This window comes from Alloalcanivorax mobilis, from assembly GCF_002864685.1.
Lineage (GTDB): Bacteria > Pseudomonadota > Gammaproteobacteria > Pseudomonadales > Alcanivoracaceae > Alloalcanivorax > Alloalcanivorax mobilis.
Genome location: NZ_NMQZ01000007.1, coordinates 38,440 through 51,929, shown reverse-complemented (window position 1 = coordinate 51,929; position 13,490 = coordinate 38,440). Strand labels below are relative to the sequence as shown.

The window sequence follows — 13,490 nt, the reverse complement described above, 5'->3', positions numbered from 1 at the left end:
AAAGCTGCGGGAGCGGCTCGGCCCGGCACCCGCGCGCCCTGGCGGCGGCGTGCCACCCGTGCCGGAAAGCCAGAGTACGCGACGGGTTGTTCAGCAGCCTGCTAGAATCCCCAGCCATGAACCGAGCCGACACCCGCGATTACCAAGCCCTGTTTCTCAATGGCACGCCGCTGCTGGATGTGCGCGCGCCGGTGGAATTCGGCAAGGGCGCGTTTCCCGGCGCCGTCAATCTGCCCTTGATCGACGACGACGAGCGCCATCGCATCGGCATTCGCTATAAACAAGCCGGCCAGCAGGCGGCCATCGATCTGGGCAACGAGCTGGTGCGCGGCGAGCGGCGCGAGGCGCGGCTGCGGGCCTGGCGGGCCTGGTGGCAAGCGCACCCGCGGGGCTATTTGTACTGCTTTCGCGGTGGCCTGCGCAGCCGCACCACCCAGGCCTGGTTGCGCGAGGCCGGCGTTGACGCGCCGCTGGTGGAAGGCGGCTACAAGGCGCTGCGCCGTTTTCTGCTGGACAGCATGGAACGCCACCTGCGTGCCCTGCCGATCACCGTGCTCAGCGGCCGCACCGGCTGCGGCAAGACCCGCGTCATCGAACGGCTGAACAACGCCGTGGACCTGGAAGGTCTGGCCCACCATCGCGGCTCATCGTTCGGCCGGCGGCCCGCCGGCCAGCCCACCCAGATCGATTTTGAAAACGCCCTCGCCATTGATTTGCTGCACCAGGCTCAACGCCCCGCCGGTGCCGTGATCATGGAGGACGAAAGCAAACTGATCGGCCGCTGCTATCTTCCACAGACCCTGCAAGACCGGCTCAAACAAGCACCCAGGGTGACCATCGAAGAGCCTCTGGAGGCGCGCGTGCAAGTGACCCTGGAAGACTACGTGATCGGCCCGGCGGCGGAATACGCCGAGTACTTTGGTGAGCAGCAGGCCCACGCGCGCCTCGGTCAGGCCCTGCTCGACGCCCTTGAGCGCATCAGCAAACGCCTTGGCGGCGCCCGCCATCAGGCCTTGCGGGCGACCCTGCAGGCAGCGCTGAAACAACAGCAGCGCAGCGGCGCCACCGAACAGCATCGTGACTGGATTCGCGAGCTGCTCCATGGCTACTACGACCCGATGTACGATTACATGCTGGAAAAACACCGCGACGGCGACACCCTGTTCACCGGACGCCGCGCCGAAGTGCTCGAATTTTTGCTTCACCGGTAGCCACGGCTGCCAGCCCCCGCCGCGATAGCCGGGCAGCGGCGGGCTGGGTTCTGTTCCTATCCAGCCCGGTATGACTCCCTATTGAACGGAGACGACAATGCGAGTGCGCGCCCTGCTGGTCGCCCTGACGGCCCTGCTATTGACAGCCTGTGGCCCGGATAAACCGGCCGAGACCTTTACCTTCACCGCCATCCCCGATCAGGACGAAAGCCACCTGGTTGAGCGTTTCGGCCGTATCGCCGAGTATCTGCAAGACAAGCTCGGTGTGCCGGTCAAGTATGTGCCAGTGAAATCCTATCCGGCGGCGGTCACCGCGTTTCGCAATGGCGAAGTGCAAATGGCCTGGTTCGGTGGCTTGTCCGGGGTGCAGGCACGGCGCCTGGTGCCGGGCTCCCAGGCCATCGCCCAGGGCCAGGAAGACGCCGCGTTCAAATCCTATTTCATCGCCAATACCGGTACCGGGCTGCAACGCGGCGACACCCTGCCGGATGCCTTTATCGACCAGCCCTCATTCACCTTCGGCGACAAAGGCAGCACCTCGGGGCGGTTGATGCCGGAGTACTATTTTCGCGAACGGTTTGGCGACGCGCCGCAAAAGCTGATCGGCAAAGTCGGTTTCAGCGGTGATCACAACCGCACCCTGGCGCTGGTGCAAAGCGGCGCCTACGCCACCGGCGTGCTCAACTACAAAGTCTGGGACCGCGCCATGCAGGCCGGCGAGATCGACACCGACAAGGTCACCATCGTCTGGGAAACCCCCAGCTACCCGGATTATCACTGGACCGTGCGCGGCGATCTTGATGAGCGCTTCGGCGAGGGCTTTACCGCCAAGGTCACCGACACCCTGCTGGGCATCGACGATCCGCAATTGCTGGCGGTGTTCCCCCGCGAAAAATTCATCCCAGCCAGCAATCAGGACTATCGGCCGATCGAGCAAACCGCGGAAGACATCGGATTACTGGATTGAATCCGGCGCCGCTGTTTCATTTCCATCAGGCACGTCTCGGCTACGGCCCCTCGGCACTGTTCGAAAACCTCACCCTGAGCATTGCCGAGGGCGAGCAGGTCGCGTTGCTGGGCCCCTCGGGCAGCGGTAAGTCCACCCTGCTGGCGGCCCTGCGCGAACAACGGCAGGATCAATGCGCCTGGTGCCCCCAACAGGGCGCCCTGGTGCCGATGCTGAGCGTGTTTCACAACATCCACATGGGCGCGCTGCACCGTTACGGCACCTGGCACAATCTGCGCACCCTGATACGGCCGGCCGCCGCCGACCGGGCACGGGTCGCGGAACTGACCGGCCTGCTGGGCATTGGCGAGAAGCTGTTCACCAGCGTCGACCGGCTCTCCGGCGGCCAGGCTCAGCGCACCGCTCTGGGGCGGGCGTTGTACAGCGAGCGCCCGGTGCTGCTGGCCGATGAGCCGGTCTCCAATCTGGACGAACACCAGGGCCTCGACCTGGTGCGGCTGGCGTTGCAACGCCACCGCGGCGCGGTGGTGGCAATGCACGACCGGGCCCTGGCGCTGGCCTGCTTCCAGCGCATTATTGGCCTGCGCGATGGCGCCGTGGTGCTGGATGCCGCCGCCGACCAACTGAGCCTTGCCGAGCTCGACGAGCTGTACCGGTGAGCGACACACCGGCACTGGACACCACCGCCAGCCGCTGGCGCCGTGCCAGCGCTGGCCTCGCCCTGGCCGGCCTGGCCGCCTTCCTGTGCGCCGATCTGGAGCTGGCGCGCCCGTCCCCCGGCGCGGAGCTGGCGAAAATGCTGGGCGGCTTCCTGGCGCCGGATTTTTTCCACACCGACGGGCTGTGGCAGGCCCTGGCCAACACCCTGGCGTTCGCCTTTCAGGGCGTTGCTCTGGGCGCCGTGGCCGGCTTTCTGCTGGCCATGTTGTGGCGCCACCGCACGGTTCGCGCCGGCGCGGCGGCGGTGCGCGCCATCCATGAACTGTTCTGGGGCTTGCTGCTGCTGCAGCTCAACGGTCTCTCCACGCTGACCGGCGTGCTGGCGATCGCGATTCCCTACGCCGGCATCTTCGCCAAGGTGTTCGGCGAATTCCTGGAAGAGGCGGACCCGGCACCAGAGCGCAGCCTGCCCGCCGCCGCCGGCGCCACCAGCCGCTTTTTTTATGCCCGGCTGCCGCTGATCTGGCACGGCTGCAAAACCTACACCGCCTATCGTCTGGAGTGCGCCCTGCGGGCCTCGGCGATTCTCGGCTTTATCGGCTTACCCACCGTCGGCTTCCATTTGGAGACCGCGTTCCGCGAAGGTCTCTACGACCAGGGCGCCGCGTTGCTGTATCTGCTGTTCATCCTGATCCTGACGCTGCGGCTGTGGTTGCGGCCCTGGCTGGTGCCGGCGTATCTGGTGGCGGCGCTGGCCTGGGCGCCGCCGCTGCTGGAGGGCCGCTGGGCGACCCTGGTGCGTTTTGTCACCGTCGATCTGGTGCCCGCGCCGCTGCGCCAGGGGCAGGGTCTGGCCGGGTTGGGGCCGTGGCTCAGCGGCCTGTGGATTGAACAGATCGGCCCCGGGCTTTGGCAAACCCTGGTGCTGGGCATGGCCGCGCTGTTGCTCACCGCGATACTCGCTCTGCTGATGTTTCCCCTGCTGTCGCCGTTGTTTGGTAACCGCCTCAGCCGCGGGCTGGGTCATGTTCTGTTGGTGGTGCTGCGCACCACCCCGGAATTTCTGCTCGCCTTCGTGCTGTTGATCATGCTGGGCCCGTCGATGCTGCCCGGCATCCTTGCTCTGGCGCTGCACACCGGCGCCATCATCGCCCACCTCACCGGCCGCTTCAGCGAGGGCCTGACGCTGCGCGCCGACGCCGCGCGGGGCCTCAATCGCTACGCCTATGAAGTGCTGCCACGCCTGTATCCGAATTTTCTCGCCTTCCTGCTCTACCGTTGGGAGATCATCATGCGCGAGACCGCGGTGCTCGGTATCCTGGGCATCCACACGCTCGGCTTTTACATTGATTCCAGCGTGTCCGAGTTTCGTTTTGATCGCACCCTGGTGCTGATCCTGGCCACCGTGGCCCTCAACCTGGCGGTGGACGCCCTGTCGCGCTGGCTGCGCGGGCGCCTGCGGCTGAGCAACGGCTCCCTGGCGGCACCATGATCCGGCCGCGTACAACATACAATGCAGAGAAACGCTGATGACATTGACACCGATGACAAGGCATTGCGTGTTCACCGGCCAGCGCCCGTGCCCATGACATCGGGCGGCGCCGAACACGATTTGCTGCTGGCCGGCGGCGGCCACAGCCATGCGTTGCTGCTGCGCCGGCTGGCGATGAAGCCGATACCGGGCCTGCGCGTGACGCTGGTGTCGCCGGAGAGCCTGAGTGCCTATTCCGGCATGCTGCCGGGGCTGATTGCCGGCCATTACAGCCTGACGCAGACGCACATCGATCTGCCCCGCCTTTGCCAGGCCAGCGGCGCGCGCTTCGTGCGCGCCAGGGTCACCGGCGTGGACCCCCGACGGCGCTTCGTGCACCTGCACGACGGCGGCACCCTGGACTACGACTGGCTGAGCCTGGACGTGGGCGCCACCCCGGATCTGGAGCGCGTTCCCGGCGCCGCCACCGAGGCGGTGGCGGTCAAGCCAGTCAGTGCCTTCCATCAGCGCTGGCACGCCCTGCTGGAGAAGCTCAGCCGCCAGCCGGGCGAGCCCGCCCTGGCGGTGGTCGGCGGCGGCGCCGGCGGCACTGAAATGGCGTTGGCGGTGCGTCAGGCACTGCGGCGGCGCGGCCTGAACGCGCGCATTGATCTGATCACCGCTGGCGAGCTGTTGCCCGGTTACCCGCCGGCGGTGCGCCGGCGCATCGGCCGGCGCCTGGAAGACGCGGCGATCCAGTTGCATCCACACAGCCCGGTACGGCGGGTCGAAGCGCACACCCTGAAACTGCCGGATCGTGGCCTGACTTTCGACTTCCTGCTCTGGTGCACCGGCGCGCGGGCGCCGGCCTGGCTGGCGGACAGCGGGTTGAGCTGTGATGAACAGGGCTTTGTGCGGGTCAACGAGACCCTGCAAAGCATCGATGACCTGCGCGTGTTCGCCAGCGGTGACTGCGCCGCCTTCCCCACGCCGTTACCCAAAGCGGGGGTGTACGCGGTGCGTCAGGCCGACACCTTGGCCGCCAACCTGCGCGCCGTGGTCGGCGGGCAGCCACTGCGGCGCTTTAAACCGCAACGCCGCTATCTTTCGCTGCTGAGCGGCGGCAACCGGGACGCGGTGGGCAGCCGCGGGCCCGGGCCCACCGTGTCCGGCACCTGGGTATGGCGCTGGAAAGACCGCATTGATCGCGCCTTTATGGCGAAGTTCGACCAGCGGCTGCCGGCCATGCCGATGGCCAACGACAACCTCACAACACAACCCATGCACTGCGCCGGCTGCGGCGCCAAGGTCGGAGCCACCGCCCTGCAGGAGGCGCTCGCCGAGTTGCGCCCGGTGGCGCGCGACAACAGCGATGCCGGTCTCGGCGAGGCCGACGACGCCGCCGTGATCCGCTGGCCCGGCGAGCGCCGGCTGGTGCAGAGCCTGGATTATTTCCCGGCCTTTATCGATGACCCTTACCTGTTCGGCCGAATCGCGGCGCTGCACAGCCTGAGCGACCTGTACGCAATGAACGCCGACCCGCATTCGGCATTGGCCAACGTGTGTCTGGCGCACAACCACCCGCGCCTGCAGGGCCGTGATTTGAAGCGATTGATGGCCGGTGCGGTGCGGGAGCTGAATCAGGCCAATTGCTCGCTGGTCGGCGGCCACACCATCGAAGGCCCGCAACTGGCCGCCGGCTTTACGGTTAATGGCAGCGCGCTGCCGGAGCAGTTGTGGCACAAGAGCGGCGCCCGGCCCGGCGACCGGCTGATCGTCACCAAGGCACTGGGCACCGGCGTGCAGCTGGCAGCCGCCATGCAGGGGCTGACCCGCGGGCCCTGGCTGGACGCCGCCCTCGAGAACATGCTGGCCAGCAACGGCAACGCCCGCGACGCCCTGCGCCGGTTCCACCCGGGCGCCTGCACCGACATTACCGGCTTTGGCCTGCTCGGCCATTTGCTGGAAATTTGCGAACAAAGCGGCTGTGACGCCCGCCTCGATCTGGACACGCTGCCCTTGCTGCCCGGCACCCTTGAGCTGATCGAACGGGGCGTGGGCAGCACCCTTAAGCCGGCCAACGATCAGGTGCTGGCACGCTGCCAGCGGCCGCGCGTCGCCGACCACGACCCACGGCTGGCGGCGGCCACCGACCCGCAAACCAGCGGCGGGCTGCTTTTTTGTCTGGCCGAGGAGCACCTCAGCGAGGCACTGGCCGCGCTGCGCCAGGCCGGGGTACCGGCCTGCGTGGCGGGCGCCATCACTGTAAAAAATCACAAAGCTTTCAGTACGCTCACGCTGGTGCCAACAGCACCGTGATAGCCTTCGATGACCGAACAATGCGGAGCGACCAACGATGAAAAAGCAAATCACCAGTCTCTTTACCGTTCTGGTCATGCTGATCAGTCAGGGCTTGCTGATGCCGGCGGCACAGGCGGCCATGGTGACCACCGATGGCATGGTGGCGCACGAACAGCGCGCCGCGCTCGAACAAAAAGTCATGCGCCTGATGGACCGGGAAGCGGCCAGCAAGGTGCTGGCGCGCAATGGCGTGACCCCGGATCAGGTCGAGCAACGTCTCGCCCGTCTCAGCGACAGCGAACTTCAGCAAATGGCCACCAAAGCCGATTCACTGCCCGCCGGTGAAGGCGTGATTGGTGTGATCCTGGCGGTGATCCTGATCCTGGTTCTGCTCGACCTGCTCGGCGCCACCGACGTGTTTCCGGTGATCGACCCGATCGGTTGATGCCCACGCCAAAGCGCTTGCTCGCGCCCATGTCTTGCACCTTTCGCGGCGGCCGTCTGGCCGCCGCTTTCACTGTGTTCACCTGTGTGCTACTTGGCGCCTGCCAGACCATTCCACCGCCGGAGCGCGCCAGCGCCCGGCCACATACTCTCCTCGACGTGCCCTTTGTGGCGCAACGCGAATACCAGTGCGGTCCCGCCGCGCTGGCGATGATGCTGCAATGGAATCATCTGCCCGGCGACGCCGATCAACTGGTCGATGAAGTGTGGCTGCCGGAGCGGCATGGTTCGCTGGGCATTGAGCTGATGGCCGCGGGCCGCGCCCGCGGCCTGCTCGCTTACCCGATTCAGACTCCCGATCGCTTGATCCGCGAGGTTCAGGCCGGGCACCCGGTGTTGATTCTGCAAAACCTCGCTTTGCCTCAGTGGCCGATGTGGCATTACGCGGTGGTGATTGGCTACGACCAGGCCGGCCATCGGGTGATCCTGCACAGCGGCACCGACGAAGCCACGCCCAGCCACTGGAATCGCTTTCTGCGCACCTGGGCACGCGCCGGCTACTGGGGGTTCGTGCTGTTGCCGCCGGGGCAATTACCCGACAGCGTGGAGCCTGAACCATTGCTCAAGGCGCTGGCGCCCCTGAACCGGGATGCCCTGCCCCATTGGCGCGCGGCGGTGGCCCGCTTTCCCGACAACGGCCGGCTGCGCTTCGGCTACGCCAATGCGCTGTGGCAGGCCGGCCAGCGCGACGCCGGGCTAGAGGCCTTCGAACAGGCCGTCGACCAGGCACCGGATCTGGCCCCCGCCTGGAACAATCTCGCCTACGCCCGTGCCGACCACGGCGACCAGGACGGCGCGCGAGCGGCGGTGTGTCAGGCGCACACCCTGGCCCCGGAGAGCGACAACATCACCGCCAGCGTCGATGAACTGACCGGTGGGCACGGCTGCCCGGCGCACTGACACCGGCCAGCATCGATCATGGCGCCATTGCGGGCATCGCAATTCCACCAAACAGGCCCTAAGCTGACCTCATTTCACAGGGATAGCGAGATCACCGTGCTGATTCGTCCGATTTTGTTCGTGCTTCTGTTGGCCTGCGTCAGTGCCGGCGTCCACGCCCAAAGCGCGAACTTTACCCTGCCCGGCGTGGCGGATCTGGAGAAACAACTGACCGGCGGCGCTCAGAATAAGGATGCAGCGAACGACCCGAACGGCGAAGCGGAAAAACCCTCCGGCGAGCGTCAGCAGCTGCTCCAGGAAACTCTGGATCTGCGCCGCGAGATCGACCAGAACCGCGAGCGCGCCAAAGAGCTCAAACAACAAAGCCAGCAGGCGCCGCAACAACAGGCCAGCCAGGAGAATGCGCTTGAGAGCACGCGCCGGGAACGGGAACTGGACTGGCAGAGCCGCTACGCGTCGTTGTCACTGGAAGCGCTGGTCGATGAACTGGTCAAGCAACTCAATGCCCTGGAAAACAATCAGGAAACCCTGGCCAAGGTCAGCAGCCAGCTGACCAGTTCGCAAACCCTGCCTGAACGGGCCCAGAACACCATCAGTGACAGCCTCGCCCGCATGGATGAAATCCGCCACCGCCTGGGCGACGCACGAAACAGTGGCCAGGATGAGCTCAACGACCTGCAGCGCACCCGCCTGCAAACGGAACTGACCGCCCTGGAGACACGCATCGAGCTGCGCAATCAGGAGCTGTCGGTGGCCAGCACCCTGGAGGAACTCGCCGAAGCGCGCAAGGAACTGCTGGAAGCGGAAGCGGAGCTCTATCAGCAGCGTCTGGACGCCCTGCAGCCGATGATCAATCAGCGCCGCATCGAAGAATTGCGCGCCCAGCTCAGCGCGGAAGACGTGCAACTGCCGGAATCACTCAGCGGCCACCCGCTGCTCAAGGCCGCCCGTGAGCAGAATCAGGCGCTCAGCGAGCGGTTGCAACAGGTCGGCAGCGAGGTCAACGATCTGATTCGCGAGAGCATTTCGTCGAAAACCCGGCTCGACCGGGTGCGCTCGCTCTCCAGTACCGTCAACGATCAGATCCGCATGCTCGACGGCAGCCTGCTGTTGTCGCGGATTCTCTATGAGCAGCAAAAGAGCCTGCCCGAACCAGCGCCCGGCGCCAATCTGCAAAAGGGCATTACCGATACCCGTCTGGCCCAGTTCGACATCGACCAGAAACGCCGAGACCTGGGACGCCAGCCACCGCAGGTGGACGACAGCGCGTTAAGCGACAGTGAACGCGATCAGATACAGACGGTACTGAATCGTCTTCACCAGGCCCACGCTGAGCTGCTCGATCAGCTCGACCAGGAGCTGGGCCGCAAGCTGAACGTAATGGTGCGCGTACAGCTCAACCAGGAACAACTCGACAAGACCATTAACGATCTGCGCAATGTGATTTCCGAACAAACATTCTGGATGCCCAGCACGCAACCGTTGTCGTTGCAGTGGTTCAATCAGTTCCCCGCCCAGGTACGTGAAGAGCTCGATAATATTCCCTGGGCCGACCTGAAAACCCGCTCGAAGGCATTACTCAGCGACAAGGGCGGCTGGCTGTTGCTGCCGATGGTGCTGGCCGGGGCTCTGCTGCTCTTGCGCCGAATCCTGCGTCCTCGAATCCGCCGGCTCAACAATGATATTGGCTTTCTGAAGCGTGACAGCCAGCGCCATACGCCGCTGTCGATTCTCTACACCGCGGTGCTCTGCGCGCCGGTTCCCATGGTGTTTTCGCTGGTGGCCTGGGGGCTGTGGCTGCAGCCGGGCACGCTCAGCTCGGTGCTGGCCGCGACGCTGCTGAAAATCGGCCTGTTGTGGCTGGTGTTCGAACTCTGTTACCGGCTGCTGGCCGACAACGGCATCGCCCAACGGCAGTTTCGCTGGAGCAAGGAAAAAAATCTGCAGCTGCGCCGGCGTCTGCTGGTTGTCGGGCTGACCATGGTGCCCATGACCCTGGTGATCGCCTTCGGCGAGCAATGGCCTTCGCAGTTGAGCAATGATCGCATTGGCCTGGTCACCATGGTCGCCGGCCTGCTGCTGATCAGCGCGGCGCTGTGCCGCGCCGCGCTGGTTTATCCCACGCGCAGTTACTCGCGCGCTTTCAAAGGGCTGGCCACTACCCTGTGCGCCGGTATCCCGCTGGTGCTGGTGGCGTTGATCGGGCTCGGCTACTACTACACCTCGGTGCGCCTGAGCGGGCGCATGATCGACTCGTTCTATCTACTGCTGCTGTGGATTCTCTGCGATGCCACCGCGGTACGCGGCCTGGCGGTGGCGGCCCAGCGGCTCGCCTACAAACGAGCGGTGGCACAGCGCGAAGCGGAGCCCAAGGACAACCCGGAAGGGGTGGAAGTGGAAGAGCCGCAGTTGGATCTTCAGCAGGTCAATCAACAGTCCCTGCGTCTGATCCGGCTGGCGCTGGTGGTGGGGTTCGGCGTGCTTTTGTATCTGGTCTGGGCGGATATTCTCAACGCCTTTTCCTACACCGATAATATTTTGCTCTGGCAAACCACCGAAGGTCAGGGCGTCAACGCCACCGACGTGCCGATCAGCCTGGGCGACGTAATGACTTCGCTGGCGATCGGCGTGACCACCATTTTGCTGGCCAGCAACCTGCCCGGTTTGTTGGAAGTGCTGCTGCTCTCGCGGCTGACCCTGCGCCCGGGCACCAGCTACGCCACCACCACCCTGCTTTCTTATGTGATCGTGGTGGTCGGCATCATCATCGCCCTGGGCACTCTGGGGCTGTCCTGGAGCAAGATGCAATGGCTGGTGGCGGCACTGGGTGTCGGTCTCGGCTTTGGCCTGCAGGAAATTTTCGCCAATTTTATTTCCGGCATCATTATTCTGTTTGAGCGGCCCATTCGTATTGGTGACGTCATCACCATCAATAACCTGTCCGGCACCGTCAGCCGCATCCGCATTCGTGCCACCACGGTGTTCGATTTCGACCACAAAGAAATCATTATCCCCAACAAGACGTTCGTCACCGAGCGGCTGATCAACTGGTCGCTCACCGACAACATCACGCGGGTCACCCTGAAGCTGGGCTTCGCCTATGGCTCCGACCTGGCCATGTGCCGCGATATTCTGGAACGCGCCGCGCGGGAGAATCCACGCGTGCTGCGCGATCCGGAACCGCTGATCCTGTTCATGGCGTTTGGCGAGAGCTCACTGGAACATGAGCTGCGTGTGCACGTGAAAGAAATCGGCGACATTCTCTACGCCACCGACGAGCTCAACCGGGCCATCGCCGAAGCCTGCCGTGAGCACAACGTGGAAATCGCTTTCAATCAGCTCGACGTTCATCTGCGCAGCATGAATGAAGATGAAGTGGTGGTGCGCGGCGACCGTCGCGATTTTCACCGCAAGGCCGGCCGCGACGGCAGCCCGGGTGTCGGCCCGGCCGGCGGCGGCACAGAAGGCGATGGCGACGACGCGCCGGTCCCCGGCTAGCATCATGATCGACCCTCCGCTTTATGTGCTCAGCGGCGGCCCCGGCGCCGAAACCCTCAGGTGCGGAGCAAAAGCGCCGTGCCATTCGGCTAAAAGACGTCGCTGGCAGGGCGGAATGCCGCCCAGCCTCTCCTACACGGCCCTGTAGCCGGGTTGGGTGTGTTTGTAGGAGAGGCCGGGCGGCGCCCCGCCCTGCCAGCGACGGGTTTTGATTTTGATCTTCGCGTCCGGCGTCCAGCGTCCAGCGTCCGGCGTCCGGCGTCCGGCGTCCGGCGAAGAAACCCTCAGGTGCGGGGCAACAACGCCGTGCCATTCGGCTAAAAAACGTCGCTGGCAGGGCCTACTCCTACGGCGGCCCTGTAGAGAGGCGTGTTTATTGTAGGAGCAGGCCCTGCCAGCGACGGGTTTTGATCTTGGCGTCCGGCGTCCGGCGTCCGGCGTCCGGCGTCCGGCGTCCGGCGTCCGGCGTCCAACGTCCAGCGCCCGACCCTGCCCCCGGCGGCCCCGGGCCGCTATACTGCGCACCCCCTTCGCCACTCCGCGAGCCCGCCGTGACCGACGCCTTTGACAGCCTGCCTCTTCCCGCCGATCAGATCAGCAATCTGCGCAGCCTGGGCTATCTCTCGATGACGCCGATTCAGGCGCAGGCCCTGCCGGTGGCCCTGGCCGGCCGCGACCTGATCGCCCAGGCGAAAACCGGCAGTGGCAAAACCGCCGCCTTCGCCATCGCCTTGCTGGAGCGCATCAACCCGCGCTTTTTCGGCTGCCAGGCGCTGGTGCTCTGCCCCACCCGGGAGTTGAGCACCCAGGTCGCCGAGGAAATCCGCCGGCTGGCGCGCTACCGGGACAACATCAAGGTGCTGACCCTGTGCGGTGGACAGCCGATCGGCCCACAAATTGGCTCGCTGGAACACGGCGCCCATGTGGTGGTGGGGACGCCGGGGCGGATTCAGGATCATCTGCGCAAGGGCACCCTGGATCTGAGCCAGGCCACCACCCTGGTCCTGGACGAGGCGGACCGGATGCTCGACATGGGTTTCATGGAGGCGATGGTGGCGATCATCGGCACCCTGCCCGCCGAGCGCCAGACGCTGCTGTTCTCCGCCACTTACCCGGACGACATCCAGAGCCTGAGCGGCCGTTTTCAACGGCAGCCACAGCGGGTCACGGTGGAGAGCCGGCACCAGGCCAGCGACATCGAGCAGAGGTTTTACCTCAGCGAACCGAACGCCCTGGCCGAGGATCTCAGCCGCGTGCTGGCGCACACCCGGCCCAGCGCCGCGGTGGTGTTTTGCAACACCAAAGAGCAAGTGCGCGAACTGTGCGCCTGGCTGGAACAGCGCGGCACTCCGGCCCTGGCTTTGCACGGCGATCTCGATCAGCGCGATCGCGACCAGGTGCTGATCCGCTTCAAGCACGGCAGCGCCGCCCTGCTGGTGGCCACCGACGTGGCCGCGCGCGGGCTGGATGTGGAAAACCTGCCACTGGTGATCAACTACCACCTGCCGCGCGACCCGGATGTTTATGTGCATCGCATCGGGCGCACCGGCCGCGCCGGCCAAAGCGGTCTGGCGGTGACGCTGCTGGTGGAAAAAGAGCGCTTTAAGCTGGAACGGCTGGCCGCCGATCTGGGCCTCGACGCCACCACCCCGGCCGCCGCCGCTCTCGGCGCGCCACTGATCAGCCCGCTCACCGCCAGCCACCACACTCTGTGCATCCAGGGCGGCCGCAAGGACAAGCTGCGGCCCGGCGACATTCTCGGCGCGCTGACCGGCGACGCCGGCCTGGATGGCGCCAGCATCGGCAAGATCGATATCCTCGATCAGGTCGCTTTCGTGGCGGTGCGGCGCAACGTGGCCGACAAGGCCCTGCGCCGCCTCAGCGAAGGCCGCATCAAGGGCAAGCGTTTCAAGGTGCGGAAGCTCTAGCGAGCACGCTTTCACGCAACACGCCGGCACGCTAACGCCTCGACGCGTCA

General features: G+C 65.6%; 9 protein-coding genes. All 9 read left to right on the top strand.

What is annotated here, in order from left to right; genetic code table 11:
* The first annotated feature begins 116 nt into the window (after window positions 1–116).
* The 9 genes from mnmH to dbpA all read left to right on the top strand — a co-directional run bounded on the left by mnmH (window position 117) and on the right by dbpA (window position 13,440).
* A complete protein-coding gene (gene mnmH / locus CGS25_RS05935) occupies window positions 117–1,211 on the top strand; it encodes a tRNA 2-selenouridine(34) synthase MnmH (RefSeq protein WP_089031510.1) in 1,095 nt (364 codons plus the stop codon).
* Between the two features lie 97 nt (window positions 1,212–1,308).
* The gene (locus CGS25_RS05930; protein ID WP_089031509.1) at window positions 1,309–2,178 is read left to right on the top strand and encodes a putative selenate ABC transporter substrate-binding protein; all 870 of its coding nucleotides are present in this window, start codon (window positions 1,309–1,311) and stop codon (window positions 2,176–2,178) included.
* Window positions 2,175–2,837: an ATP-binding cassette domain-containing protein gene (locus CGS25_RS05925; protein ID WP_232802280.1), complete on the top strand. Its 663-nt coding sequence runs from the start codon at window positions 2,175–2,177 to the stop codon at window positions 2,835–2,837. Before CGS25_RS05930 ends, CGS25_RS05925 begins: the two co-directional genes overlap by 4 nt.
* Window positions 2,834–4,330, top strand: a complete 1,497-nt coding sequence (locus CGS25_RS05920) for a PhnE/PtxC family ABC transporter permease (protein ID WP_089031508.1) — start codon at window positions 2,834–2,836, stop codon at window positions 4,328–4,330. The genes CGS25_RS05925 and CGS25_RS05920 overlap by 4 nt, the downstream gene beginning before the upstream one ends.
* A 93-nt stretch (window positions 4,331–4,423) precedes the next feature.
* A complete protein-coding gene (selD, locus tag CGS25_RS05915; protein ID WP_101674908.1) occupies window positions 4,424–6,628 on the top strand; it encodes a selenide, water dikinase SelD in 2,205 nt (734 codons plus the stop codon).
* A 37-nt stretch (window positions 6,629–6,665) separates the two neighbouring features.
* Window positions 6,666–7,055: a PA2779 family protein gene (locus CGS25_RS05910; RefSeq protein ID WP_089031506.1), complete on the top strand. Its 390-nt coding sequence runs from the start codon at window positions 6,666–6,668 to the stop codon at window positions 7,053–7,055.
* Entirely contained in the window at window positions 7,055–8,014 is a 960-nt protein-coding gene (locus CGS25_RS05905) for a PA2778 family cysteine peptidase (RefSeq protein WP_232802278.1), read from the top strand. The genes CGS25_RS05910 and CGS25_RS05905 overlap by 1 nt, the downstream gene beginning before the upstream one ends.
* Before the next feature lie 96 nt (window positions 8,015–8,110).
* Window positions 8,111–11,512 (top strand): mechanosensitive channel MscK, encoded by a 3,402-nt coding sequence (gene mscK, locus CGS25_RS05900; protein WP_232802276.1) that lies wholly within the window; start codon window positions 8,111–8,113, stop codon window positions 11,510–11,512.
* Between the two features lie 551 nt (window positions 11,513–12,063).
* Window positions 12,064–13,440: an ATP-dependent RNA helicase DbpA gene (dbpA, locus tag CGS25_RS05895; RefSeq protein WP_101674905.1), complete on the top strand. Its 1,377-nt coding sequence runs from the start codon at window positions 12,064–12,066 to the stop codon at window positions 13,438–13,440.
* Window positions 13,441–13,490: the final 50 nt, after the last annotated feature.

Excerpts from the sequence above, each read along its gene's own strand:
- CGS25_RS05910 (WP_089031506.1), top strand. The coding sequence starts at position 6,666 with ATGAAAAAGCAAATCACCAGTCTCTTTACCGTTCTGGTCATGCTGATC.
- CGS25_RS05905 (WP_232802278.1), top strand. The coding sequence starts at position 7,055 with ATGCCCACGCCAAAGCGCTTGCTCGCGCCCATGTCTTGCACCTTTCGC.
- selD (WP_101674908.1), top strand. The coding sequence starts at position 4,424 with ATGACATCGGGCGGCGCCGAACACGATTTGCTGCTGGCCGGCGGCGGC.
- CGS25_RS05930 (WP_089031509.1), top strand. The coding sequence starts at position 1,309 with ATGCGAGTGCGCGCCCTGCTGGTCGCCCTGACGGCCCTGCTATTGACA.
- mnmH (WP_089031510.1), top strand. The coding sequence starts at position 117 with ATGAACCGAGCCGACACCCGCGATTACCAAGCCCTGTTTCTCAATGGC.